The 23,701-nt window shown below is 61.2% G+C and carries 22 protein-coding genes; 11 read left to right on the top strand and 11 right to left on the bottom strand.

The window, feature by feature from the left end; translation table 11 throughout:
• Positions 1 to 7: 7 nt before the first annotated feature.
• Positions 8 to 2,401: a TonB-dependent receptor plug domain-containing protein gene (locus ACYP2A_RS12670; RefSeq protein ID WP_459745358.1), complete on the top strand. Its 2,394-nt coding sequence runs from the start codon at positions 8 to 10 to the stop codon at positions 2,399 to 2,401.
• Positions 2,402 to 2,425: 24 nt separating this feature from the next.
• Here ACYP2A_RS12670 and ACYP2A_RS12675 read toward each other — a convergent pair whose 3' ends face one another.
• A complete protein-coding gene (locus ACYP2A_RS12675) occupies positions 2,426 to 2,731 on the bottom strand; it encodes a hypothetical protein (RefSeq protein WP_459745360.1) in 306 nt (101 codons plus the stop codon).
• A gap of 129 nt (positions 2,732 to 2,860) precedes the next feature.
• On the opposite strand from ACYP2A_RS12675, the gene ACYP2A_RS12680 reads away from it, so the two are divergent.
• On the top strand, positions 2,861 to 3,184 hold the full coding sequence (locus tag ACYP2A_RS12680) for a hypothetical protein (protein WP_459745361.1): 324 nt from the start codon (positions 2,861 to 2,863) through the stop codon (positions 3,182 to 3,184).
• Positions 3,185 to 3,195: 11 nt separating this feature from the next.
• Here the strand turns inward: ACYP2A_RS12680 and ACYP2A_RS12685 are convergent, their stop codons facing one another.
• Complete coding sequence (locus tag ACYP2A_RS12685; RefSeq protein ID WP_459745363.1) at positions 3,196 to 3,591, bottom strand: hypothetical protein; 396 nt, start codon at positions 3,589 to 3,591, stop codon at positions 3,196 to 3,198.
• 290 nt (positions 3,592 to 3,881) lie between these two features.
• On the opposite strand from ACYP2A_RS12685, the gene ACYP2A_RS12690 reads away from it, so the two are divergent.
• Positions 3,882 to 4,841 carry an AraC family transcriptional regulator gene (locus ACYP2A_RS12690; protein WP_459745364.1) on the top strand — a complete coding sequence of 320 codons (960 nt, stop codon included), beginning with the start codon at positions 3,882 to 3,884 and terminating at the stop codon, positions 4,839 to 4,841.
• A 17-nt stretch (positions 4,842 to 4,858) separates the two neighbouring features.
• Here the strand turns inward: ACYP2A_RS12690 and ACYP2A_RS12695 are convergent, their stop codons facing one another.
• The gene (locus ACYP2A_RS12695) at positions 4,859 to 6,118 is read right to left on the bottom strand and encodes an OprD family porin (RefSeq protein WP_459745366.1); all 1,260 of its coding nucleotides are present in this window, start codon (positions 6,116 to 6,118) and stop codon (positions 4,859 to 4,861) included.
• Positions 6,119 to 6,407: 289 nt separating this feature from the next.
• On the opposite strand from ACYP2A_RS12695, the gene ACYP2A_RS12700 reads away from it, so the two are divergent.
• On the top strand, positions 6,408 to 7,292 hold the full coding sequence (locus ACYP2A_RS12700; RefSeq protein WP_459745368.1) for a DMT family transporter: 885 nt from the start codon (positions 6,408 to 6,410) through the stop codon (positions 7,290 to 7,292).
• Positions 7,293 to 7,688: 396 nt separating this feature from the next.
• Here the strand turns inward: ACYP2A_RS12700 and ACYP2A_RS12705 are convergent, their stop codons facing one another.
• Positions 7,689 to 9,017 (bottom strand): MFS transporter, encoded by a 1,329-nt coding sequence (locus tag ACYP2A_RS12705; protein ID WP_459745369.1) that lies wholly within the window; start codon positions 9,015 to 9,017, stop codon positions 7,689 to 7,691.
• 570 nt (positions 9,018 to 9,587) lie between these two features.
• Between ACYP2A_RS12705 and quiC the strand changes: the two genes are divergently transcribed.
• Together quiC and ACYP2A_RS12715 are read left to right on the top strand one after the other, a co-directional pair.
• Entirely contained in the window at positions 9,588 to 11,513 is a 1,926-nt protein-coding gene (gene quiC, locus ACYP2A_RS12710; protein ID WP_459745371.1) for a 3-dehydroshikimate dehydratase QuiC, read from the top strand.
• A 176-nt stretch (positions 11,514 to 11,689) separates the two neighbouring features.
• Complete coding sequence (locus ACYP2A_RS12715; protein ID WP_459745372.1) at positions 11,690 to 12,361, top strand: TetR/AcrR family transcriptional regulator; 672 nt, start codon at positions 11,690 to 11,692, stop codon at positions 12,359 to 12,361.
• 8 nt (positions 12,362 to 12,369) lie between these two features.
• Here ACYP2A_RS12715 and ACYP2A_RS12720 read toward each other — a convergent pair whose 3' ends face one another.
• From ACYP2A_RS12720 to ACYP2A_RS12735, 4 genes are all read right to left on the bottom strand, one after another.
• On the bottom strand, positions 12,370 to 14,073 hold the full coding sequence (locus ACYP2A_RS12720) for an FAD-dependent oxidoreductase (protein WP_459745373.1): 1,704 nt from the start codon (positions 14,071 to 14,073) through the stop codon (positions 12,370 to 12,372).
• A gap of 61 nt (positions 14,074 to 14,134) precedes the next feature.
• Positions 14,135 to 14,455, bottom strand: a complete 321-nt coding sequence (locus tag ACYP2A_RS12725; protein ID WP_459745375.1) for an NIPSNAP family protein — start codon at positions 14,453 to 14,455, stop codon at positions 14,135 to 14,137.
• Positions 14,456 to 14,461: 6 nt separating this feature from the next.
• The gene (locus tag ACYP2A_RS12730; RefSeq protein WP_459745376.1) at positions 14,462 to 16,165 is read right to left on the bottom strand and encodes an FAD-dependent oxidoreductase; all 1,704 of its coding nucleotides are present in this window, start codon (positions 16,163 to 16,165) and stop codon (positions 14,462 to 14,464) included.
• Positions 16,166 to 16,179: 14 nt separating this feature from the next.
• On the bottom strand, positions 16,180 to 16,989 hold the full coding sequence (locus ACYP2A_RS12735; RefSeq protein WP_459745378.1) for a shikimate dehydrogenase family protein: 810 nt from the start codon (positions 16,987 to 16,989) through the stop codon (positions 16,180 to 16,182).
• 136 nt (positions 16,990 to 17,125) lie between these two features.
• Between ACYP2A_RS12735 and ACYP2A_RS12740 the strand changes: the two genes are divergently transcribed.
• On the top strand, positions 17,126 to 17,896 hold the full coding sequence (locus tag ACYP2A_RS12740; RefSeq protein WP_459745380.1) for an IclR family transcriptional regulator domain-containing protein: 771 nt from the start codon (positions 17,126 to 17,128) through the stop codon (positions 17,894 to 17,896).
• 56 nt (positions 17,897 to 17,952) lie between these two features.
• Here the strand turns inward: ACYP2A_RS12740 and ACYP2A_RS12745 are convergent, their stop codons facing one another.
• The gene (locus ACYP2A_RS12745) at positions 17,953 to 18,807 is read right to left on the bottom strand and encodes a shikimate dehydrogenase (RefSeq protein ID WP_459745381.1); all 855 of its coding nucleotides are present in this window, start codon (positions 18,805 to 18,807) and stop codon (positions 17,953 to 17,955) included.
• Positions 18,808 to 18,991: 184 nt separating this feature from the next.
• On the opposite strand from ACYP2A_RS12745, the gene ACYP2A_RS12750 reads away from it, so the two are divergent.
• A complete protein-coding gene (locus tag ACYP2A_RS12750) occupies positions 18,992 to 19,882 on the top strand; it encodes a pseudouridine synthase (RefSeq protein WP_459745383.1) in 891 nt (296 codons plus the stop codon).
• Between the two features lie 51 nt (positions 19,883 to 19,933).
• Here ACYP2A_RS12750 and ACYP2A_RS12755 read toward each other — a convergent pair whose 3' ends face one another.
• Both ACYP2A_RS12755 and mobA read right to left on the bottom strand, forming a co-directional pair.
• Positions 19,934 to 20,158 carry a YgdI/YgdR family lipoprotein gene (locus ACYP2A_RS12755; RefSeq protein ID WP_459745385.1) on the bottom strand — a complete coding sequence of 75 codons (225 nt, stop codon included), beginning with the start codon at positions 20,156 to 20,158 and terminating at the stop codon, positions 19,934 to 19,936.
• A 73-nt stretch (positions 20,159 to 20,231) separates the two neighbouring features.
• On the bottom strand, positions 20,232 to 20,843 hold the full coding sequence (gene mobA / locus ACYP2A_RS12760; protein ID WP_459745387.1) for a molybdenum cofactor guanylyltransferase MobA: 612 nt from the start codon (positions 20,841 to 20,843) through the stop codon (positions 20,232 to 20,234).
• A 78-nt stretch (positions 20,844 to 20,921) separates the two neighbouring features.
• Here mobA and moaB point away from each other — a divergent pair, with 78 nt between their 5' ends.
• The 3 genes from moaB to ACYP2A_RS12775 all read left to right on the top strand — a co-directional run bounded on the left by moaB (position 20,922) and on the right by ACYP2A_RS12775 (position 23,667).
• The gene (gene moaB / locus ACYP2A_RS12765; RefSeq protein ID WP_459745389.1) at positions 20,922 to 21,461 is read left to right on the top strand and encodes a molybdenum cofactor biosynthesis protein B; all 540 of its coding nucleotides are present in this window, start codon (positions 20,922 to 20,924) and stop codon (positions 21,459 to 21,461) included.
• Positions 21,461 to 22,657, top strand: a complete 1,197-nt coding sequence (locus tag ACYP2A_RS12770) for a molybdopterin molybdotransferase MoeA (RefSeq protein ID WP_459745390.1) — start codon at positions 21,461 to 21,463, stop codon at positions 22,655 to 22,657. Before moaB ends, ACYP2A_RS12770 begins: the two co-directional genes overlap by 1 nt.
• A 74-nt stretch (positions 22,658 to 22,731) precedes the next feature.
• A complete protein-coding gene (locus ACYP2A_RS12775; RefSeq protein ID WP_459745392.1) occupies positions 22,732 to 23,667 on the top strand; it encodes a glycosyltransferase family 2 protein in 936 nt (311 codons plus the stop codon).
• The last annotated feature ends 34 nt before the right edge of the window (positions 23,668 to 23,701 follow it).

Raw genomic sequence — 23,701 nt, forward strand, 5'->3', positions numbered from 1 at the left:
GAGCGGTATGAGGAGCTTTAAACAACACCTGCTGGTCACGGCAATCGTTTCGGCCAACCTGTTGGCGTTCGGCACTCCTGCGGGGGCAGAAGAGTCGGGCGATCAAGGTGCTACATCATCCAGTTCAACACTGAGTACGGTCATCGTTACCGGTACCCGGACTCAGGAGCGTACCGCCAGCGCTTCGCTGTCACCCATCGACGTGATCACCGGCGATACCTTGCGCAACAGCGGCTCGGGGGAGCTGGGTGCAGTGTTGGCCAAGCTGATTCCGTCGATCAACTTTCCGCGCCCCAGCCTGGTGGACGGCGCCGAGTTGACGCGTCCTGCGCAGTTGCGCGGGCTGTCGCCCGACCAGGTGCTGGTGCTGGTCAACGGCAAGCGCCGGCACACCTCGGCGTTCGTCAACCTGGGCGGCGCGGTGGGGCGCGGCTCGGCACCGGCGGACCTGAACGCTATCCCGTTGTCGGCCATCGAGCGTATCGAAGTGCTGCGTGACGGTGCCTCGGCGCGTTATGGCTCGGATGCGATTGCCGGGGTGATCAACGTCATTCTCAAGAGCGCCGACCATGGCGGCTCGGTGTCCACCGGTTTTGGCCAGTACACCAAGGGTGATGGCATTCAGCGCAAGGTGTCGGGCAATACCGGCATAGCCCTGGGCAGCGACGGCTTTATCAACCTGGCTGCCGAGGGGGCCAACAACGATTACACCGACCGCGCCGGCAACGACTTTCGCGCCGCCAGCATCGGTTCGACCACCTACGGTCAGCATGTCTTTCGTCAGGGCGAACCGGCCACCGAAGAGGGCAAGCTGCAGTTCAACAGCGAATACAGCTTCAATGACGCCGCCGAGTTCTACACCTTTGGCGGCTACAGCAAGCGCCGTGGCGAGACGGCAGCGTTCTATCGGGCCAGCAATGCCTCGAACAACAACCCGGCAATCTTCCCCAACGGCTATCTGCCGCTGATTCGCGGCACCCTGGAAGACACCACCCTGGTGGCCGGCCTGCGCGGTGAGCTGGCGTTCGACTGGCACTACGACCTGTCGGCCAACTACGGCAAGAACAGCTACGAGATTCGCACCAAGACCATCAACACCTCCTTGGGCCTGAACACGCCACGCTCGTTCTACAACGGCACGCTAACCAATGATCAGAAGCAGGTGAGCCTGGACCTGTCGCGTGAGTTCAGCGCTGCCTGGCTGCCCAATCCAGTGTCGGTGGCCTTCGGTACCGAATACCTGCGTCAGGGTTATCAGATCGAGGCCGGGCAGGCCGAATCGTATTTCCAGAGCGGTAGCTCGGGGCTGGCGGGTTTCCGCGATTCCGATGCCGGCAGTTCGTCGCGGCATAACTTCGCCCAGTACCTGGACCTGGAAACCAACTTCACCGACAAACTCAGCGCCTCGGCGGCGGTGCGTCACGAGGACTACAGCGACTTTGGCTCCAACGTCAGCGGCTCGCTCTCGGCGCGCTACGACTTCACCCCGCAGGTTGCCTTGCGCGGCAGTGTCTCGACAGGCTTCCGCGCACCATCGCTGGCCCAGCAGAACTTTGCCTTCACCTCCTCGCAACTGATCGGCAGCACCCTTCAGGAAGCGGGCACTTTCCCGGCCAGCAGTCGCGTCGCGCAATTGCTCGGCGCCGAAGACCTGGAAGCGGAAAAGTCGCGCAATTACAGCCTGGGCCTGGTGCTTGAGCCGCTGGATAACCTGACCGTGACCGCCGATGTCTACCGCATCGACATCCGCGACCGGATCTCGCTGTCATCCAATCTGGTGCTCAACAACGCGGCCACCAACTACCTGCGCGCCAACGGTGTAGGCGACATCAACTACACCACCGTGCGCTATTTCACCAACGCCACCGACACCAGCACCGACGGCGTCGACCTGGTGGCCAACTATCGCTATCAGTTCGACAACGGCGTGCGTTGGAACAGCACCCTGGGCTACAACTACAGCCACACCAAGGTCACCGACGTCAAAGCCAACCCGGCAGTGCTCGATCAACTGGGCGTCAACCTGTTGCGTGTCGATCGTCGCGAACGCATCGGTCTGCTGGGCGATACCACGCCCAAGCACAAGCTGAGCCTGGGCAACGACTTCACCTTTGGCAACTGGGCGCTGCATTCCAGTCTGGTGCGCTACGGCGAGTTCACCAGCTACCAGGCCGATCCGGTCAACGACCAGACCTACAAGGCTGCCTGGTTGCTGGACCTGGCACTGGACTACAACCTGCGCAACTGGACCTTCACCGTCGGTGGTGACAACGTTACCGACAAGTACCCGGAAAAACAGAACGACTTCACCAACAGCGGCGGCAACCTGGCCTACAGCACCTATTCGCCTTATGGCTATAGCGGTGCGTACTACTACGGCAAGGTGACCTACAACTGGTAAGACGAGGGGCGCGCGAACGCGCGCCTATCGCTGCTGCTCACGGGCCTTCTCCTCGGTTTCGCGGAAGAATTTCTCGCGCTCTTCGGTTTGCCGGCGGTTCATGTCTTCCAGGCGCTTCATCCGTTCGCGGTTTTCCTCCTGGGCCTTGTTCATGTCGTCCATCATCTTGCGTTGCTGCTCGGCATTCTGCTGCTCGCGTTCGCGCTGCTGTTGTTCCTGGCGTTGCTGGCTCTGCTGTTGCATCTGCTCCAGGCTGGCAGCAGATGACAGGGTGGAGACGGCCAGCAGGGCAGTGGCCAGGGCCAGAGAAAGGGCAGTGTTTTTTTGCATCGGTACGCTCTATTGCAGGGGTTGAACCTGTTGGACGTCGCTCAGGTGGCAAGTTCCAGCGCTGTATAAACGGAACGAAGCTGGCTGAGCCACAGTCAACGCTGTATCTCCACTCATCAGGTACAGCTCATGGCACGCGATATCACTGACAAACTGGCCGACGACCTCAAGGTCAAGACCCGCTCGGAATTGAGCACCTTTCTTGATGAGGCCGATGCGCTGCTCAAGCGTGGCCGCACGATTCGGGCCGATCGTGGGCCGCAATCGCGTCATTTGCTCGGGCAACTGCTGGACCGTGCCGAAAGTCTGCTTTCACCCAAACAGCCGCGTCCGTTGGACGGTCCTTCGAAAGTCGAGCAGGCCACCGTGTTCATCAAGGCCAACCCGGTCAAATCGGCGGCCATTGCGGTGGGTGTCGGTCTGATTATCAAACGTCTGCTGTCGAACCGCTGAGGCGTCAGGCGTCAGGCGTCACGCAGCAGGTCGAAGGTATTGAGCAAGTCCCAGGCGATGTGCGGGCGCTTTTCAAGGCCGCGGCGAATCGCGGCGGGAATCGACTGGCGGGTCTTGCGGCACAGGCCAGGCAATTCATCCATGTGGATGCCGATGCCGCGCATGGTCTTAACCTCGTTGAGGCCTGGCGCAATGTGCACCCGTACGCCCAGTTGCTCGAAAATCCGCTGTTGCAAGTGCTGCAACTGGTCGAGGCTTTCGACGTTCTCCAGGCGTTCGATCAGCTTTTGTTCCTGCTCGCGGGTCAGCAGCAGGATGCGCTGATCGGCATCGGTTGCATCCAGCCGTTCGCGCCCGCAATTGCAGGCGCCGGGCGGGCAGGGGTGGCGAATCGGGTTCGGGCTCATGTGTCCAAGCATAGCGATTCGTATCCAGATATGACCAGCATGATGCGCCGTACAGCGGCCAACGCGCGAGCCAGACACCTGCTGTCAAGGTCCGCGCCACTATGTCGTTCGATTACCGCCCATATAGCAAGGCAGCTCGATTGACGCTTGTTGCCAGACGCCCTTACTCTGGCGCTAGCAGCGGCCCGACAGAGCGCCGCGACCTGATTAGCCTCTGCCTTGCGCCTCGACAGTAGCGCCCCGATGCCAAGAGCAGCCCCACAAGAATAATTACAAGAGTGCCTTGCCTTATGGATAGTCGCCTGCTCAGTGAGCGCAGTCGGGTGTTCGACCGTGCCGACCCTTACGCAGTGTCGAGTTACGTCAATCAGCACGTTGGCACGCACAATATCCGCATGCCTGCGGTTGGTCGCCCCGAAGCCAGTCTCAACCATTGCCAGTTTGCCAACCTGGACTTGTGCCGCATCAGCTATGGCGGTGGTGTACGGGTTACCTCGCCGGCGCTGGAAACCATCTTCCACCTGCAGATCCTGCTGCGTGGCCATTGCCTGTGGCGCGGTCACGGCCAGGAGCATTATTTTGCGCCGGGCGAATTGCTGCTGATCAACCCCGATGACCCGGTGGACCTCACCTATTCGGACGACTGCGAAAAATTCATCCTTAAAATGCCCGTCAACCTGATCGAGTCGGTGTGCGACGAGCACCGCTGGCAGCACCCGCGCGATGGCGTGCGTTTCACCGAAAATCGTTATCAACTGGGGCGTCTGGACGGCTTCGTCAACTTGCTGGCGATGGTCTGCCAGGAAGCCGAGGCGGAAGAGCGGCTGTTGCGCGTTCAGGAGCATTACGCGCAAATCGTTGCCAGCAAGATGCTGACCCTGATGAAGACCAACGTCAGCCGTGAAAACCTGCTGGGTTCGTCGGCGGTGTTCGAGCGCATCAGCGATTACATCGAGCGCAATCTCAAGCAGGACATCGATATCGACGCGCTGGCCGCTCAGGCCGGTGTCAGTCTGCGGAGTTTGTATGGCTTGTTCGAGCGGCATGCGGGCGTGACGCCGAAGCTCTATGTGCGCCAGCGCAAGTTGCAGCGCATCCATGCCTGCCTGAAAGACCCCGATTGCCGGGTGCGCAACATTACCGAACTGGCCATGGACTATGGCTTTTTGCATCTGGGGCGTTTCTCGGAGAGCTATCGCAACAGCTTTGGCGAGTTGCCCTCCGATACGCTGAAGCGGCGATCCGCATAGAATCGCCGCCCGGTCGCTTACAGGATCGAGATCGGATAGCTCACGATCACCCGGTTCTCGTCGAACTGGTTGACGCTGTAATCGCGGCGCATGGTCGAGTTGCGCCATTTGATGCTCAGGCTCTTGAACGCACCTTGCTGGAATACATAGGCCAGTTCCGATTCACGTGCCCATTCTTCGCCGTCGGTGATCGCGCCGGTGTGCACGTTGTCGCCGCTGATGTAGCGGTTCATCAGGGTCAGGCCCGGTACGCCCAGTGCGCTGAAGTCATAGTCGTGACGCAGCTGCCAGGAGCGCTCTTTGGCGTTATCGAAGCTTGAGTTGTAGCTGTCGTTGGCCAGGGTGCCGCCGCTGGTGCCGTTGACGCGCATCCACAGGTTGTCGCCACTGACTTTTTGCAGACCCACATAGAACGTGCTGCCGCCGTAACGGGCCGAGAGCATGAGCGATGCGGTCTTGTTGTCCAGATCGCCCGCCAGGGCCTGGCCGTCTTCCTTGCCGATGAAGTAGCCGAGATTCGCGCCCAGCACCCAACTGCCTACCGGCTGGCTGTGCTGTAGGTTGTAGTACTGCTGCTGGTAGATGTCTTCGAGCTGTGCGTACCAGGCACCGACCGTGGTGCGTTTTTCATTGAAGGTGTATTCGCCGGCGGCAAAGTTGAAGCGGTCGGAGGTGATACCGGCCCGGCCGTTCATGAACATGTCTTCCATGCTCGCGTCGTTACGTGGACTGTTGGCGCGGAACTGGCCGCCGTACAGGGTCACGCCGTCGATTTCCTTCGAGGTGATCTGCGCACCCTGGAAGGTCTGCGGCAACGAACGACCGTCGTCGGAGCGCAGGATCGGCAGCACCGGCATCCACTCGCCGACTTTCAGTTCGGTTTTCGAAAAACGTGCCTTGCCGGCTACGGCCAGACGTCCGAAGTCATCGGCAGGGCGACCGTCACTGTGGATCGGCAACAACTGAGTACCGCCCGAACCCTTGCCGCCATCGAGCTTGAGCGAGTACATGCCCAGTGCATCGACGCCAAAACCGACGGTGCCCTGGGTAAAGCCGGAGCGGGCATCGAGGATAAAGTTTTGCGTCCACTCCTGCGCGCCGCTCTGGGCATTGGCCGGGTCAACGAAGTTGCGGTTGATGAAGAAGTTGCGTAGGTTCAAATTCACCTTGGCGTCATCGACGAAGCCTGCAGCATTGCTGATCGTGGGGATCAGTGCGGTGGCGGTGAACAGAACGCAGAAGCTGCCCTTGGTAGTGCGAGAAGAGGAAAAGCGCATGGCGATGCCTTTTTTGTAGTTATAGGTCGATTGAAACGAATGCGGTGTTGCTGCCTGAAATAGTGCTGGGCATGAACGTGGCCTGCAATTGTTTGGAAACGTTACAGGGCGATTATCGCACGTTAATTAACTGGTTAGAACATTATAGACAAGACGCAACAACGACTGACTGAGACGCTCGCAGAACAGGGCGTCGTGCCAGTGGTCAGCTATAACAATGTTTGTCTGCCCATCACTTTGCCTGCCGTCGATTCATGCCTGCTTTACGTATAAAGCCTAAGGAAGCCCAATGAGCACGACCAGTACGCCCGTGTCCGGCGTCAACCATCCCCTCAAAGGGATCAGTTTCATTCTGTTCGCCACCTTTCTGTTTGCCAGTCACGACACCCTGTCCAAGTACCTGTCGGGCTTTTACCCGGTGATGCTGGTGGTCTGGGCTCGCTACGTCGTGCATACCCTGTTGATGGCGTTCATCTTCATGCCGTCGTCGGGCTTGCGGGTATTGCGCACCAAGCGGCCTTTGTTTCAGGTCTTGCGCGCGTTGGCCTTGCTGGGCACCAGCCTGTTTTTCACCAGCAGCCTGCTGTTCATTCCTCAGGCTGAGGCGACAGCCGTCAACTTTCTCGCGCCCTTGCTGGTCACGGCGCTGTCGGTGCCGTTGTTGCGCGAGCAGGTGACGCGCGGCCAGTGGTGTGCAGTGATCGTGGGCTTTATCGGGGTGATGGTGATCATCCACCCGGGCGGCGAACTGTTCACCCCGGCGATTCTGCTGCCACTGACGTCGGCGCTGTGCTTTGCCTTCTATCAATTGCTGACCCGCCTGGTGAGCCCGTACGACAGCCCGACCACCAGTAACTTCTTTGCCGGGTTGTTCAATACCCTGGTGATGAGCGCGCTGGTGCCGTTCTTCTGGCAGACCCCGGAGTTCAAGCACTTGCCGTTCCTGCTGGCGCTGGGCGCGTGCGGCATGGGCGCGCATTTGTTGCTGACCCAGGCGTTCCGTTACGCAGCCCCGGCAATGCTGGCGCCGTTCAGTTATTGCCAGATTGTTTTTGCCGGGTTGTTGGGCTGGCTGGTGTTCGATCACATGCCGCCGCTGGATGCGCAGATCGGTATTGCGATTATCTGCCTGAGCGGATTGGCGGCGGCCTGGCAGCAGCGCAGGAAGAAGTGATGTTTGTTGATGGGCTTGCTGTGGTGATCTGTTAGAGAGGTTCCGGCCCTCTTCGGGCCGGGTTACCTCCACTCGGCCTTGCGCCCAGGTCGCGTTCTGCGGCGCCTTTTACATTTGCATAAAAGATCAAGATCAAAAGCTTTTGTTTTGCTTTTCATGCGCGACAGTACAGACGACGCCAATTGCGACTTGTGCAGGCCGAGTGGAGGCGTTGCGTAGGGGGAAAAGGGCCATGGATGGCCCATAAGCGGCGACCCCGGCCCGAAGAGGGTCGGAACCACTCTCAAAGCCCATCACAACAGCCCCCGAAATACACCGCACAAAAAAAAGCCCGATGATACGAATCATCAGGCCTTTTCACATATCGCTTACCGCTTGCAGCTAACAGCTTGCCGCTTACTTATTCATGTCCGGCACTTCGCGCGGGGCCATGAAGTACATCCAGGTCAGGGCAATGAAGTACATCGCCGGGATCATAGTGAACAGGATGCTGTAGTTGTTGTTGGTGGCGGTCAGGACCGCACCGACGATCTGGGTCATGAACATCCCGCCGATGGCTGCGCACATGCCGCCAAAGCCGAACACGGTGCTCATCAGGTGCTTGGGTGTGTAGTCCATGACCAGGCTCCAGATGTTGGCAGTCCAGGCCTGGTGGGCGCCGACGGCGACGGAGATGGCCAGTACCGCAACCCACAGGCCGCTGGCGTTGGCGGCGAACACCACGCTGCAGATGGTCAGGGCGAAGATCAGCATCGACACCAGGCGTGCCTTGGTTGCCTTGACGCCGCGACCGATCAGCCAGGACGACAGGATCCCGCCACCGATGCTGCCGAAGTCGGCGGTCAGCCAGATCAGGATCAGCGGGATACCCATTTGGGTGACGCTGATGCCCAGGTTGTATTGCTGGTTCAGGAACGGCGGCAGCCAGTACAGGTAGAACCAGAACACTGGCGCTGTGATCGAGTAAGCCAGGGCGAAGGCCCAGGTGCCGCGCATTTTCAGAATGTGCGAGAAAGGCACTTTCACCGGCTCCGGCTCTACATCCTTGTTGATGTAGTCCAGTTCGGATTTTTTGACGGTCGGGTGATCCTCTGGGTTGTAGTACTTCAGGCGCCAGGTCACGACCCAGAACAGGCCCAGGAAGCCCATGGCCATGAACGCAGCCTGCCAGCCCCAGACACTGAGGATGATCGGCAGCAGGGCCGGGGTGATCATCGCACCGACGTTGGTGCCGGCGTTGAAGATACCGGTGGCCACGGCGCGCTCGCCGGCCGGGAACCACAGGCGCGTGGTTTTTACGCAGGCCGGGTAGTTGGCCGCTTCTGTCAGGCCGAGAATGAACCGGCAGACCATGAAGCCGACTGCCGAGGTGGCCAGGCCGTGAGCACCGGTGGCCAGGCTCCACAGCAGTACGGCAAGGAAGAAGGCGCGCTTGACACCGACTTTGTCGATAAACCGGCCCTGCAGCAGGAAGCCGATGGCGTAGCCGACCTGGAACCAGAAGTTGATGTTGGCGTAGTCCATCGTTGTCCAGCTCATCTCTTTGGCAAGGATAGGCTGCATGACGCCGAGGGCGGCGCGGTCGATGTAGTTCAGGGTGGTGGCGAAGAACACCAGGGCGAGCATGCCCCAGCGGGTCTTGCCGACGGCGAGGGCGCCGCGGACCTTTTCACCGATACCGGCGCGCGCGGCGCTGGCCAGGGGATTGGATTGGGTGTTGAGCATGATGGTTCGATCATCCGTTCCAGGACTGCGCCAGGGGCGCTAGCCGGACTGAGAAACTACCCGCAGTAGCCGGGAGCCGTCAGAGCGCTGAAAATCGCTGATTCTGACAGATCGGGCACACGCGAGCGCGCAATTTGATATCAGGCGAACCGGGAGACGGTCATCGGAATGGCCGAACGGGTTCGTCTACTCGAAGTCTCAGTAGTGCAGAGCGGGTGTGCGGAGAAGTCGGGAAGGGCGCGCATGAGTAGTAATCCTGTTTTTGAAATTGTTATTTAGGTTCATCGGTGCTGCATAAACTGGGCAGTGAGGGGCGATAAAAGGATCAGGCTCGTTTTCGCACTGCGAAACAGATGGTGGGCGTTGGCGAATATATCGTCAATCGAGCAAAATCGGTTTTGTTCGATAATCGAACGAAAAACTAACCAGTTCGTACATATTAAGTTGCTCGTATATTTTGACAGCGAAATACTCACGTCGCATCCATAATCAAGGCCATTGACCGCCTTGCCTGCGGTGCAATTCAGTGGTGGCCCCCAGAGGGTCGCGCTCGTCCAGGAGTCCAACAACATGCAGCGTTCCATTGCCACCGTTTGCTTGAGCGGTACTTTGCCAGAAAAGCTCGAAGCCATCGCCGCGGCCGGTTTTGACGGTGTCGAGATTTTCGAAAATGACCTTTTGTATTACGACGGCAGCCCGCGCAACGTCCGGCAGATGTGCGCCGATCTGGGTATCGCCATCACCCTGTTTCAGCCCTTTCGCGATTTTGAAGGTTGCCGCCGTGACCGCCTGGCCCGCAACCTTGATCGCGCCGAGCGCAAATTCGATTTGATGCAAGAGCTGGGCACCGACCTGGTGCTGGTGTGCAGTAACGCCGCCGCCGACTCGGTGGGCGACAAGAATATCCTCCTCGATGACCTGAGTCTGCTGGCCGAGCGCGCCGGGGCGCGGCAACTGCGCGTCGGTTACGAAGCGCTGGCCTGGGGCCGTCATGTCAATACCTGGCAACAGGTCTGGGAGCTGGTGCGTCAGGTCGATCACCCGGCGCTGGGCGTGCTGCTCGACAGCTTTCATACCCTGTCGCTCAAGGGCGACCCGAGCGCCATCGCGCAAATCCCGGGCGACAAGATCTTTTTCGTACAGATGGCCGATGCGCCGATTCTGGCCATGGATGTGCTGGAGTGGAGCCGGCACTTCCGTTGCTTCCCGGGCCAGGGCGAATTCGACCTGCCGGGCTTTCTGGCGCCGATCCTGCGCAGTGGCTACACCGGGCCTCTGTCGCTGGAAGTGTTCAACGATGGTTTCCGCGCCGCGCCGACGCGAGCCAATGCCGCCGACGGCCTGCGTTCGTTGCTGTATCTGGAGGAGAAAACCCGCGCCTTGCTGGCCAGCGAACAGCTTGCTGCACCAGCCCCGGCACCTGTGGCCGAGGAATTGTTGTTCAATCCGCCGCCGGCCAGCCAGCTCGATGGCGTGGAGTTTCTTGAGTTTGCCGTCGACGAAGCACAAAGCGCTCGCCTGGGTGGCTGGCTGGAGCGTCTGGGTTTTGCCCGTTTGGGCGCACACCGCTCCAAAGCGGTCAGCCTGCTCGGTCAGGGCGATATCCGCATCGTGCTCAACGCCGAGCCTTACTCGTTCGCTCACAGTTTTTTCGAAGTGCATGGCCCGTCGTTGTGCGCCGTGGCCCTGCGTGTCGACAATGCGTCCCAGGCGCTGGAGCGTGCGCGGGCCTTCAAGGGGCAGCCGTACCGTGGGCTGGTCGGCCCGAACGAGCGGGAAATCCCGGCCGTCCGTGCTCCAGATGGCAGCCTGATCTACCTGATCGAAGGCGCAGAACCTGGCCAGTCGATCTACGACAGCGATTTTGTCGTCAACCCACAGGCGCCGGCTACCGGCGGCCTGCAACGCATCGACCACATGGCCATGGCCTTGCCAGCCGAAAGCCTCGACAGCTGGGTGCTGTTCTACAAAGGTTTGCTGGACTTCGAGGCCGATGACGAGGTGGTCTTGCCCGACCCGTACGGGCTGGTCAAGAGCCGCGCCTTGCGCAGCCGTTGCAGCACGGTGCGTCTGCCGCTGAACATTTCCGAGAACCGCAACACGGCGATCTCTCACGCGGTATCGACCTATCGGGGCTCGGGTGTGCATCACATCGCCTTTGCCTGTGAAGACATCTTCGCTGAAGTGCGCCGCGCTAAAGAGGCCGGTGTGCCGCTGCTGGAAATCCCGCTGAACTACTACGACGATCTGGCCGCGCGCCTGGACTTCGACGAAGAGTTTCTTAGCGAACTGGCCTATTACAACGTGCTTTACGACCGTGATAGCAATGGCGGCGAGCTGTTTCACGTCTACACCGATGCTTTCGACGGGCGGTTCTTCTTCGAGATACTGCAACGCAAGAACGGCTATGCCGGTTATGGCGCGGCCAACGTGCCTGTGCGTCTGGCGGCGATGGCCAAGGCGCGCAGTGGCGCGGCGCCGCGCGCGCGCCTCTGAGGGCAGGGCTTTGATCGCGTGCCGTTGAGAATGTGTGGCGATGCCGGCGCAAGCTGCATCGCCACATTTTTTTACATTGGCATGAGCCCCATTCATGGCCTTGTGTGCTCTGCGACTTCCATCGTGCAGGGGCTGGGCCTCATAATCGACCGCTCTACCGTGGTCGTGAGCCAATAATGAATACAATTACCGACTCCACTGCGCCCCTGCCTCTGGAGGCTGCGCGCAAGAGCCGCAAGAACAACCCTGAAAAGACCCGTGAAGACATTCTTCAGGCAGCGGTCACCGAATTTGTCGACAGGGGGTTGTCCGGTGCGCGGGTCGACGCGATTGCCGAACGTACCCAAACCTCCAAGCGCATGATCTATTACTACTTCGGCAGCAAGGAGCAGTTGTACGTCGATGTGCTGGAAAAGCTCTACGGCGATATCCGCAACACCGAAAGCCTGCTGAAGCTGACCGATCTTGAGCCACATGCAGCGATCTTGCGGCTGGTGGAATTCACCTTCGACCACCACGACCGCAATGTCGATTTCGTGCGCATCGTGTGCAACGAAAACCTGCTGTACGGCGAGAACGTCAAGCAGTCCGAAACCATTCATGCCAAAAGCCAGAACACCATCAAGACGCTGGATGCCATTTTGCGTCGCGGTGAGGCTGCCGGCGTGTTTCGCCAGGGCGTGGATGCGGTCGATCTGCACATGCTGATGAGCTCGTTCTGCTTTCACCGGGTGTCGAACCGGCACACGCTGGGCGCGATCTTCAAGATCGATCTGGCCGATGAGCAACGCAAGCAGCGCCACAAGACCATGATCTGCGACGCGGTGTTGCGCTATTTGCAGCGTTAGCATGCGAGTCAAACAGCCTCCGGCGCGGCCAGGGCCAGGCCGGCCAGATAGCCGAATGTCATGCCCGGCCCCAAGGTGATGCCGCCGCTCGGGTAGTGACCGTTCATGATGCTGGCCATGTCGTTGCCCACTGCGTACAGGCCGTCAATGGGTTGCTGTGCGGTATCCAGCGCCCGGGCCTGCTCGTCGCAACGCAAGCCTGCAAATGTGCCAAGGCTGCCGGGCAGCAGTTTCACCGCATAGAACGGCCCTTGATCCAGAGGGCGCAGCGAGCTGTTCGGGATATTCGAACTGTCCCCTTGAGCCCGGTTATAGCTCGACTCGCCCCGCCCGAAATCCGGGTCGACGCCCTTGGCCGCATACGCATTGAAGCGCTCTAGCGTAGCCTGCAACTGATCGCCGTCGATTGCGCAACGCGCCGCCAGTTCCTTGAGGGTTCGGCCCTTGAACAGATAACCACGGCGCTCGTACCAACCCGTCGTGAAAGGGAACGGCTTGGCCCAGCCAATGCCGTAGCGCCGTTGCGCACGGTGGTCGCACAGCAGCCAGGCCTCGTGCGCTGCGCCGGGTGTTGTGCTGGCGAACAGGTTGTTCATGAAGTCGTGGTAGCAGTCGGCCTCGTTGGTAAAGCGTCGGCCGTCGCTGCGCACCGCGATAAAACCGGGCTTGGCGCGGTCGATCAGGTGAGGAAAGTGCCCGACGCTGCCATCGCGTCGCGGCACCAGCGATACCGGAGCCCAGGCGGCGGCCTGGATCATATCGTCGCTGACCTGTGCGCCCACTGTTTCGGCAAGGCGCAACCCATCACCGCTGTTTTGTTGCGGTGCCGCACTGTAATGCTGTCGGCCATCAGGCGCATGGGTAATCAGTTCGGCAATGCGCTGGGTGTCATGGGCAAAGCCACCGCACGCCAGAACCACACCGCGCCTGGCGCGCACTTCGACGATGCCATCCGGACCCAGCAGGCGCGCACCGCAGACGCGGCCCTGATCGTGCAACAACGCCTGTGCCTGCGTGTTGACGCGAAACTCGACCTGGCGGTCCAGGGCGCTGCGTAGCAGGCGGGCGACCAACGCATTGCCATTGACCAGATGCATGCCACGTCGATAGCGCAGCAGGTCGCGGGCATGGCGCAGCAGCCGGCCCGCGACGTAGAACGCGGCTTTCGGTGAGCGGCTGGCGTTGAAAAAATTCGTCATGTCGCTGCCACCGGCAATGCCCATGCCGGCCAGGCTGACGATATCCAGTGGTGTGCGCAGGTGCTTGATCCAGGAACCGAGCAAGCGCCCGTCGAAGGGCTGTGCGCACAGCGAACGCCCGCCATCACGTGAGCCGGGGCCCGCGTGCATGTCGGGCATGCGGCTGCCGGAATAAAACTGTACGGCGGTGTGGGTGTGAAAAAAATCGACCATTTCGGGACCGGCTTGCAGGTAGGCCAACTGTCGGCGGTCCAGTGTCTGGCACTGTAACTGCTGTTTCAGGTACAGCTCGGCAGCGCCCGGTGTTTCGCTATTGCCTTCGGCAACAGCCAGGGGATTGCCTGGAACCCATAACCAGCCACCCGACCAGGCACTGGTGCCGCCCAGCAACGCGTATTTTTCCACCACCAGCACCCGCAAACCCCGGTGGGCAGCGGTCACGGCAGTGGCAAGGCCCGCAGCGCCGGAGCCGATTACCAGCACGTCGAAATCCAGAGAGGCAGGGGCAGACATGAATGACTCCATGGTGGTCATCGAGTGTGCCGCCAGGGTCAGGCGGCAGTAGATTGGCGGTTTATTGCAGCGGCGAGAAACCGGTCGGGCGCATCAGGCGCGATTCCAGGCTGATGATCGCGTCCAGTTCTTTGTTCTTGCGGCCAAATTGCGCCCAGCGCGGGTCGGCGGCCATTCGTGCGCGGCGTGCGCTGCGGTCGTCGAGGCTGTCGTAGGCCCATACATGCACGACCTGATTGGCCGTGCCGAACTCGGTGGTGAAAAAGCCGATCAGGTTGCCCAGATGCTCGGTCTGCACGGCCAGCGCGTCGCTCTGGTACAGGGCCAGCCAGTCGGCAAGCAAGGTGGGTTTGAGGGTGTAGGTGCGCAGTTCATAAAACATGTCCGGTTACTCCTTGAGGGTTACAGGTGTGGGGGTGCCAAGCGTTTGCGCCGCGTGGCTGGCGGCCAGATAGCCAAAGGTCAGGGCGGGGCCGAGGGTGATGCCGGGGCCTGGATAGGTGCCGCGCATGACCGAGTTCATGTCGTTGCCTGCCGCATAAAGGCCCGGAATCGGCGCGCCGCTGCGATCCAGAACGTTGGCGTGGTGGTCGGTGACCAGGCCCATGGCCGAGCCAAGGTCGCCGGTGTGCAGCTCGATGGCGTACCAGGGCGCTTTGAGCAACGGCGCGTTGCACGCACCAAGGCGCTGTCCGGGATCCCCCATATAGCGGTTGTAGGCATTGCTGCCTTTGCCGAAGGCACTGTCCTGGCCTTGCCGGGCGTCGGCGTTGTAGTGCGCCAGCGTGTGGCTCAGGCCCTGCGGGTCGACGCCGATCGCACTGGCCAGTTGCTCGGCGCTGTCGGCCTTGAACAAGTAGCCGCACTCGACCAGATGACTGTTGTTCACCGGGCTGGGGCGCGCCAGGCCCATGCCGTATTTGCCCATGGCCGTGGCATCGCAGATCAGCCAGCAGCGCGTGTTGCCGGTGGCGAACATGGTCTGCACGAAGTGGTGATAAGAGTTGGATTCGTTGACGAAGCGCTGGCCGGCGCGATTGACGGCAATCACGCCGGGTTTTGCACGGTCGGTGACCAGGTGCGGAAAGCGCTCGCGGCTGCCGTCGGCATGCTGGCACTCGGATACGGGCGCCCAGAAGAAATTGGCGGCCAGATGCTCTCCGGTGGCGGCGTCGAGCACGTGGCTCAGGCGCAGGCTGTCGCCGTTATTGGCAGGTGGCGACATGCTTAAATGTTCGCTGTCGCCGTGCGGGCGGTATTTTGCAGCGTCAACACCTGCCGCAAAGCCACCGGTGGCCAGGACCACGCCGGCCCGTGAGCGGATGCGCAGGGTCTGGCCTTTGTGGCTGACCATCAGGCCGCGCACGCAACCGTCTTCGACAATCAATGACTCACTGGTGCAATCGAGCCATAGCTGGCAGCCATGTTCGAAGGCGCTGGTGGCCAGCCGTGCGATCAAGGCATTGCCGGTTGTCAGCCGGGTGCCACGCGGGTGCTTGAGGCGATCCACGGCGTAGCGGCCCATCAGTTTCAGGCAGTGCCAGAGCGAGGCGGGCGAGCGTTTGAAACTGAGAAAATGCTGAATATCCAGGCGATTGACCATCATGCCGCCGAACAGCAGCATGCCCGGCGGCGGCATCTTCAGGTTCCGGAAATGCGCGCCCAGACGGCGCCCGTCATATTCGCCAATTTCCAGCGCCCGGCCGGCTTCGGTAGCGCCGGGCGCATCGGGGTAATAGTCCGGTGAAACAGGCCGCAGGCTGTAAGCCAGCTCGCTGTGTTTTTCGAGCCAGCGCAGGGCCTCGTGGCCGTGCTCGATATAGGCATCGACCAGCGTCGGCTGCAGGTCCGGCCCAATGATTGTGCGCAGATAGGTGCGCATGGCCTCGGCCGAATCTTCAATACCGGCGGCCCTGGCCTGATCGCTGCCGTAAATCCATATAGCGCCACCGGAAATTGCCGAGGTGCCACCAAAGCGTGAGTCTTTTTCAATCAGCAGCACCTTGAGCCCGCGCAGTGTCGCGGTGGTGGCCGCAGCAAAACCGGCGGCACCGCTGCCCAGTACGATCAGGTCGTATTGCATCGTGTCCATGATGGCCCCCGCTCTCAAATATTCAGCGGCGTGACGCCCATGAAGGCGCCCAGGTTGCCCATTTGTGCGCGGGCCATCTGCGCACCGGTCTGGATGCGGCAGCCCTGGCTGCGCGCCAGTTCCAGAAAGGGCGTGATGGCAGGGCTGGTCACCACATCGGCGACCAGGGTGCGAGCGTCAAGGCTGTGCAGCAGGCAGGCCGGCAGCGGTGTGGCGCCAGTACCGCCCATGCCCACCGGCGTCGCGTTGGCAACCAGATCGAAACCAGCCAGCGTGCTGTATTCGCTGTGAATCCGAACCTTGGGAAAGTTGCTTTGCAAAATCGCGCTCAAGGTTTGCACGCGCGCATCGTCCAGGTCGGCAATGCCCAGGCTGCACACCCCGGCCTCGCACAGTGACCAGGCAATCGCCGCACCGACGCCACCGGCCCCAATCACCAGCGCCTGCTTGCCCTGCGGGTCAAAACCGTGGGCGGTGGCTGCATTGAGAAAGCCCTCGCCATCGACGTTGTCGCCGCTCAGGCGACCATCCGCTTCGCGGCGCAGTACATTGACTGAACGCAGGGCTTTGGCGCGCGGGCTCAGATGGTCGACCAGTTCGGCCATGGCCAGCTTGTAAGGCACAGTGATAACGCAGCCGCACAGGTTGTTCCAGCCCCGCATGGCGCTTGCCAGGCTGGCCAGTTCGCTTGCGCGCATATCAATCGCCAGCATGGCCAGATCCAGCGTGTTGCTCTGAAACCAGTCGTTGAAGTTCTCCGGGGATTTCACTTGCGCAACGGGTGAGCCGAGGATGCCTACCAGTTTTGTCGTGCCACGAATCATGTCCAGCTCCCGTCATTGATCTTGTGCGGCTTATTGTTGGCTGCAGCACAAGGGCGGGCAATGCGAGTATCGTGTAGTTATTCCGTATATCGCACTGTTAGTGCGATTATCGCGTTATTCATCAAAGAATCTGACCATGACCGATACCGATATTCATCCGCGCGACCTGATCGCCGGACTTCAGAAAGGGCTGGTACTGATCCAGTTGTTCAATAGTGAGACACCGCGCCTGAGTGTGCCGCAGGCCGCACGCAGGGCACAGATGAGCACCAGTTCGGTACGGCGTTTCTTCCTTACCCTGGTTCACGATGGCTACATGGCCACCGATGGCCGCGATTACTGGCTGCAACCCAAGGTGCTGCGTCTGGGGCAGGCTTATGCCGACTCGGCACAATTGCCGCGTATGTTGCGACCGGTGGTAGAGCAAGTGTCGCGCACCACGCAAGAGCATGTTTGCGTGGGCCACCGTGATGGCGACGAAATCATCTATCTGGTGCGCAGTCGCTACAGCCACATCAGTTCGATGTCGATTCGCCCGGGTTCCAGGGCGCCGATGTATTGCACCGCCACCGGACGCCTGTGGCTGGCAGAGCTCGATGACGCCGCGCTGGACGATTACTGGACGCGCAACCCGCCACAGGCGCTCACGCCGTATACCAAGACCGATTTGCAGGTGCTGCGCGAAGAAATCCGCATGGCAGCCCGTCAGGGCTTTTGCCTGGTCGATCAGGAGTATGAGCTCAACATGCGCGTACTCGCTGTGCCGCTGCACGGGCGCAGTGGCCGGCTGGTAGCGACACTGGCGATCACTACGCACATTTCACGGGTCAGTGTGGCGGACATGCAGGCGCGGTATCTGGGGGCTTTATTTGAGGCGCAAGTGTTGCTCAAGCCCGCGCTGGATTAAAGGCGGGAGACGACCCGGCCAGGTGCCGGATCGTCAGGCAGGTATGAAGCTCAGGCCTACAGACTGTGAAAGTGCGCCATCATCCGCTCGGCATCCGCCGCCTGGCCGCTGAACAGCTCGAAGGCCTTGACCGCCTGAAACACTGCCATGGTCGTGCCATCCAGTGTGCGGCAGCCCAGGCTGCGGGCCTGGCGCAGCAGTTCGGTTTCCAGCGGAAAGTAGATGATGTCCGCTACCCACAGGCCGCTGTGCAGGTGCTCGGCGGGCAATGGCATGCCGGGCAGCTTGGCCATGCCCACCGGTGTGGTGTTGACCAGGCCGTCGGCTTCGGCCACCGAGCTTGTCAGGTCAAGGCCGACCAGGGCTCGTCCGGCGCCGAAGTGCGCATTGAGGTTGTCGACCAGACCCTGGGCGCGTTGTGGCTCGACCTCGAAAATCACCAGTTGCTCGACACCGGCGCTCAGCAGCGCATGGGCCACGGCGGCGCCGGCGCCACCGGCGCCCATTTGCACCACGTAACGGCGCGGGACGCCTTCCAGGCCGCGCTTGAAGCCTTCGGCAAAGCCCAGGCAATCAGTGTTATGGCCGATGCGCTTGCCGTCCTTGAACACCACGGTATTGACCGCGCCGATACCCTTGGCTTCTGGCGACAGTTCATCGAGCAGCGGGATGACCGCCTGTTTGCACGGAAAAGTAATGTTAAGCCCGGTGAAACCGCTGGTCTGCGCGCCTTCAAGCAAGCGCGGCAAGGCGCTGCTGTCGAGGCCCAGCGCATCGATATCGATCAGCCGATACAGGTAGCGCAGGCCTTGGGCGTCGCCTTCGTGCTCATGCAATGCTGGGGTGCGCGAAGCCTGGATGCCGGAGCCGATGAGGCCGGCGAGCACGGAAGGGTGTTGAATCTGGGTCATGGGGACAGTCTCTTGTTGTTGTGGCGCAATCCGCTGTAAATAAATGTACCAGATGGTTAATAAGGCTGTATGCAGCGTCGCAGAGCCTGTTCAGGATTGTGTTCGGTGATCGCACGACAGATCGAACTAGGTTCTGCCGGATGCTTGGCGGATAATCGGCCTTTTCGATCCGCCGAGCCTTTGCATGACCGAAACTTCTTTCAGCGCTGCCCAGCACCAGGCCAGTACCCTGTATCTGCCAGCCGGCCCCTGGAGCACGGTGCTCGATTGCCTGTGCGCCCGCTTTCCGGCCATCGATCGTGCCCAGTGGCTGGAGCGTGTTGCCCGTGGCCGGGTGCTGGATGGCAATGGTCAGCCGATTGCGCTCGATCTGGCCTACCGCGAAGGCCTGAAGGTGCATTACTTTCGTGAAGTGCCCAACGAGACGCCGATTCCATTCACTGAATCGGTGCTGCATGTCGACGAGCACCTGGTGGTGGCCGACAAGCCGCACTTCTTGCCGGTCACGCCGACAGGCGAATATGTCGAGCAGACCCTGTTGCGGCGGTTGATTCAGCGCCTGGGCAATCCCGATCTGGTGCCGCTGCACCGTATCGACCGGCACACCGCAGGCTTGCTGCTGTTCTCGGCCAACCCGGCCAGCCGCTCGGCCTACCAGTCGTTGTTTCGCACCCGTTCGATCGACAAGTATTACGAGGCCATCGCGCCGGCGCTGCCGCATCTGGAATTTCCGCGCGAGCACGCCAGCCGTCTGGTCGATGGCGAACCGTTCTTTCGTATGCAGGAAGGCGAGGGGCCGCCCAATACCTTGACCCGTATCGAGGTGCTGGAGCGTCAGGAGGCGATATGGCGTTATGCGCTGTACCCGGTCACCGGCAAGAAGCACCAGTTGCGCGTACACATGAATGCCCTCGGTGCGCCGATCTGCAACGACCCGTTTTACCCCGAGGTGCTCAAGGATACGCAGGATGATTACCCGCGGCCGCTGAAACTGCTGGCCCGGGGCTTGCGGTTCATTGATCCGCTGAGTGGAGAAGTGCGCGAGTTTGAAAGCCGCTTGCGGCTGGAATTTTGAAACCTGACAGGTGAATGACCGGTGAGGTCATTCACCCATGCTGCGTCGACCTTACAGGTCTTTGACGGTACGAACCTGATCCTTGTTGATGCGGGTCTTCTTGCCGTCCAGTTGTTCGAATTCGTAGAAGCCCGAAGTGCTGTCGTAATCCGGGGTGTCGACTGCCTGGATTTCGCGACCGTCGTTCAGGGTGATCACGGTAGGCGAGGAGCAGCCGGCCAGGGAAGCGAGGCCCAGGGCAAGGACGAAAGCGGCGGGCAGGGTCTTGATGTTCATGGCTGTTTCTCCGGATGGATGGTGATTTGATGCCGACTATGACGTGCAGCTTAGCCGCAAGTTCCCTATAGGGCTAATGGCGATCAGCTATAGCGTCAGACTCGACCTGCGCCAGCAACTGTGGGGTATTGAGGTTGGCCAGCCGGGCATCGCCGGCCGGGCATTGCAGCGCTTGCGGGTGCAAGGGCGCCAGCGCGCGGCGCGGGCTGCGTTCACCGGCTTGCCAGGCCGCTTGCACAAAGGCTGCGTGTGCCGTGGGGATGATGCACAGTAACGGCTGCCAGTGCTCGCCTTCACGGACCATCACCGGCCGGCCCGGATGCAGCGCTGCCGTGATCCGCAGATCCGTCAGCAGGGCTTCGTCGATCATCGGTGCGTCGCAGGGCAACACCAGCAAGTAGTCATGCCGCGCTACGCCGAGGGCCGCAAGGATGCCGGCCAACGGGCCTGGAAAGCCGCCTTCGGCGTCCTCGACCAGGCGGTCGGCATAGGGCGCGTAAAGCTCCTGATTGCGATTGCAGGAAATGATCAGGTCGTCGGTCAACGGTCTTGTCTTCGCTTGCAGGGTTTCGATCAGGGGCCGGCCCTGCCAGTGCAGCAGGCCTTTGTCGCGTCCGCCCATGCGTTGCCCCTGGCCACCGGCCAGTAGCAGGATCGAGCAGGGCGGCAAGGTGTTTTCAGTCATCGCAGGTCCCGTGCAGGCAGTCAAAAGCAGGGCTGTGATATAACACCGGGCTGTTTTCACTACAACCGGATCGAGACCATGAGCGTCAAGGCTGATACCCCTTTCGTCCCCCTCAATATCGCGGTGCTGACGGTCAGTGACACCCGCACGCTGGACACCGACACCTCGGGCCAGACCTTCGTCGACCGCCTGAGCGCAGCCGGTCATGGCCTGATCGAGCGTGTATTGCTCAAGGACGACCTGTACAAGATCCGCGCCCAGGTAGCGACCTGGATCGCCGACGATGACGTGCAGGTGGTACTGATCACCGGCGGCACCGGCTTTACCGGTCGCGACAGCACGCCAGAAGCGGTGGCTTGTCTGCTGGATAAACAGGTCGACGGCTTTGGCGAGCTGTTCCGGCAGATTTCCGTGGCCGACATCGGCACCTCGACCATCCAGTCCCGCGCCCTGGCAGGTTTAGCCAACGGCACGCTGGTGTGCTGCCTGCCGGGTTCGACCAATGCGGTGCGCACCGGCTGGGACGGCATTCTGGCCCAGCAACTCGATTCGCGTTTTCGCCCTTGCAACTTTGTTGCCCATCTCAAAAAAGCCGAACCTTGCGGCACGCGAGGCTGATGCCGATGATGCCAGTCGAACAGGCCCTGGCCCGGTTGCTCGAAAGCGCCGAGGCCCATCCGATTACCGAACGCGAAACGCTGCCTTTGGCCCAGGCGTTGGGGCGCGTGTTGGCGCAGGACATTGTCGCCACCCTCGACCTGCCGCCATGGCCCAACAGCGCCATGGACGGTTATGCCTTGCGCCTGGCGGACTGGAACGGTGAGCCGTTGCCGGTTTCTCAAAGGATTCTCGCCGGCACCGCCCCTGAGCCGCTGACGCCGGGCACCTGTGCGCGGATCTTCACCGGTGCGCCGGTGCCGGAAGGTGCCGACTGCGTCGAAATGCAGGAAAACGCCGACGTGCTGGATGACGGCCGTGTGCGTTTCACTCAGGCGCTGAGCCTTGAGCAGAACATCCGCCCTCAGGGCCAGGAAACCCGTAGCGGTGAACGGGTGCTGGCGGCCGGCACACGGCTGGGTCCGGTGGAGCTGGGCCTGGCGGCATCGCTGGGCGTGGCTGAACTTGAAGTGATACGCCGCCCGCGCGTGGCAGTGTTGTCGACCGGCGATGAATTGGTCGAACCCGGCCAGCCGCTGGGGCCCGGACAAATCTACAACAGCAATCGCGTGGTGCTGTGTAGTTGGTTGCAGCGTCTGGCGTGCGAGGTGATCGACGCCGGCATTCTTGCCGATGACCTCGACAAGACCCGCGCAGCCTTGACCGGCCTGGGCCATGTCGACCTGATTATCTCCACCGGCGGCGTGTCGGTGGGTGAGGCGGATTTTCTCGGTCATGCGCTGCGCGAAGACGGCGAACTGGCGCTGTGGAAACTGGCGATCAAGCCCGGCAAGCCGCTGACCTTCGGTCACTATCGTGGCGTGCCGGTGCTGGGGCTGCCGGGCAACCCGGCCTCGACCCTGGTGACTTTTGCCTTGCTGGCCCGGCCTTATCTGCTGCGTCGCCAGGGCGTCGAAGCGGTCACGCCGTTGCAGTTCCAGGTGCCGGCCGCGTTCGCCTGGGACAAGGCCGGCACACGTCGCGAATACCTGCGCGGCCGGCTGGAAAACGGCCGCGCGTTGCCGTATCGCAACCAGAGTTCAGGTGTCCTGCGCAGCGCCGCCTGGGCCGACGGGCTGATCGAGGTACGCGAAGGCACGACACTGGCCGAAGGCGATGCGGTGACCTTCATTCCCTTGAGCGAAGTGCTGGGCTGAGGAACCGCCAAACATGAGCTAGCCTCAAAGACGCTGACACGTTGGGCCAATGGAGTTTGCCCTGGAGTACTGTTATGCCGTCTTTGAGTGTGGCCTGTGTGATCCCGACCTATAACGGACGCAAGGACCTGGAGCGTCTGCTGGACTCTCTGCGGTCGCAGAGTGCGTCATTCGATACCTTGATCGTCGATTCCAGCTCCAGCGATGGCACGCTGGAACTGGCCCGTTCGCGTTGTGCCAACGTGACGGTCATCGACAGCAAGGATTTCAATCATGGTGGCACCCGGCAAATGATGGTCGAGCGCCATCCGGGCTACGACGTCTACGTCTATATGACCCAGGACGCCTGCCTTGAGCAGAGTGACGCCATCGCCAATATCCTCCTGCCGTTTGCCGACCCCAGGGTGGGCGCCGTGTGCGGGCGACAGTTGCCGCACCGCGACGCCAACCTGCTGGCCCAGCATGCGCGGTTGTTCAACTACCCGCCGACCTCGCAAATCAAAAGCCTGGCCGATGCCGATGTGCTGGGAATCAAGACCCCGTTCATGTCCAACTCCTTTGCCGCCTACCGGCGCGAAGCGCTGCTGGCGGTAGGCGGTTTTCCGCGCCATGTGATTCTGTCCGAAGACATGTACGTGGCGGCAAAAATGCTGCTCGATGGCTGGAAGGTCGCCTATGAAGGCTCGGCGGTGTGCCGCCATTCGCATAACTACAGCCTGCTCGAAGAGTTTCGTCGCTACTTCGACATCGGTGTCTTTCAGGACCGGGAACGCTGGATTTATCAAAGCTTCGGCGGTATCGCCGGGGAGGGCATGCGCTATGTCAAATCGGAACTGGCCTATATCGGACCCAGGCGTTGGTGGTGGTGGCCCATGTCGATCCTGCGCAATGGCCTGAAACTGACCGCCTACAAACTCAGTCGCCACGAAAAACGCCTGCCCACTGCCTGGAAAAAACGCTTGGGGATGCACAAGCGCTATTGGGACAGCCCGTTTGCAAGAAACGGATAGCGATCTGCATAAAGCGGATATTGCCTGCCCGTAC

It is taken from the genome of Pseudomonas sp. 3A(2025) (assembly GCF_054589175.1).

Bases quoted from the DNA above. Each gene is read 5' to 3' on its own strand.
- ACYP2A_RS12670 (WP_459745358.1), top strand. From the start codon at position 8: ATGAGGAGCTTTAAACAACACCTGCTGGTCACGGCAATCGTTTCGGCC.
- ACYP2A_RS12675 (WP_459745360.1), bottom strand. From the start codon at position 2,731: ATGCAAAAAAACACTGCCCTTTCTCTGGCCCTGGCCACTGCCCTGCTG.
- ACYP2A_RS12680 (WP_459745361.1), top strand. From the start codon at position 2,861: ATGGCACGCGATATCACTGACAAACTGGCCGACGACCTCAAGGTCAAG.
- ACYP2A_RS12685 (WP_459745363.1), bottom strand. From the start codon at position 3,591: ATGAGCCCGAACCCGATTCGCCACCCCTGCCCGCCCGGCGCCTGCAAT.
- ACYP2A_RS12690 (WP_459745364.1), top strand. From the start codon at position 3,882: ATGGATAGTCGCCTGCTCAGTGAGCGCAGTCGGGTGTTCGACCGTGCC.
- ACYP2A_RS12695 (WP_459745366.1), bottom strand. From the start codon at position 6,118: ATGCGCTTTTCCTCTTCTCGCACTACCAAGGGCAGCTTCTGCGTTCTG.
- ACYP2A_RS12700 (WP_459745368.1), top strand. From the start codon at position 6,408: ATGAGCACGACCAGTACGCCCGTGTCCGGCGTCAACCATCCCCTCAAA.
- ACYP2A_RS12705 (WP_459745369.1), bottom strand. From the start codon at position 9,017: ATGCTCAACACCCAATCCAATCCCCTGGCCAGCGCCGCGCGCGCCGGT.
- quiC (WP_459745371.1), top strand. From the start codon at position 9,588: ATGCAGCGTTCCATTGCCACCGTTTGCTTGAGCGGTACTTTGCCAGAA.
- ACYP2A_RS12715 (WP_459745372.1), top strand. From the start codon at position 11,690: ATGAATACAATTACCGACTCCACTGCGCCCCTGCCTCTGGAGGCTGCG.
- ACYP2A_RS12720 (WP_459745373.1), bottom strand. From the start codon at position 14,073: ATGTCTGCCCCTGCCTCTCTGGATTTCGACGTGCTGGTAATCGGCTCC.
- ACYP2A_RS12725 (WP_459745375.1), bottom strand. From the start codon at position 14,455: ATGTTTTATGAACTGCGCACCTACACCCTCAAACCCACCTTGCTTGCC.
- ACYP2A_RS12730 (WP_459745376.1), bottom strand. From the start codon at position 16,165: ATGGACACGATGCAATACGACCTGATCGTACTGGGCAGCGGTGCCGCC.
- ACYP2A_RS12735 (WP_459745378.1), bottom strand. From the start codon at position 16,989: ATGATTCGTGGCACGACAAAACTGGTAGGCATCCTCGGCTCACCCGTT.
- ACYP2A_RS12740 (WP_459745380.1), top strand. From the start codon at position 17,126: ATGACCGATACCGATATTCATCCGCGCGACCTGATCGCCGGACTTCAG.
- ACYP2A_RS12745 (WP_459745381.1), bottom strand. From the start codon at position 18,807: ATGACCCAGATTCAACACCCTTCCGTGCTCGCCGGCCTCATCGGCTCC.
- ACYP2A_RS12750 (WP_459745383.1), top strand. From the start codon at position 18,992: ATGACCGAAACTTCTTTCAGCGCTGCCCAGCACCAGGCCAGTACCCTG.
- ACYP2A_RS12755 (WP_459745385.1), bottom strand. From the start codon at position 20,158: ATGAACATCAAGACCCTGCCCGCCGCTTTCGTCCTTGCCCTGGGCCTC.
- mobA (WP_459745387.1), bottom strand. From the start codon at position 20,843: ATGACTGAAAACACCTTGCCGCCCTGCTCGATCCTGCTACTGGCCGGT.
- moaB (WP_459745389.1), top strand. From the start codon at position 20,922: ATGAGCGTCAAGGCTGATACCCCTTTCGTCCCCCTCAATATCGCGGTG.
- ACYP2A_RS12770 (WP_459745390.1), top strand. From the start codon at position 21,461: ATGCCGATGATGCCAGTCGAACAGGCCCTGGCCCGGTTGCTCGAAAGC.
- ACYP2A_RS12775 (WP_459745392.1), top strand. From the start codon at position 22,732: ATGCCGTCTTTGAGTGTGGCCTGTGTGATCCCGACCTATAACGGACGC.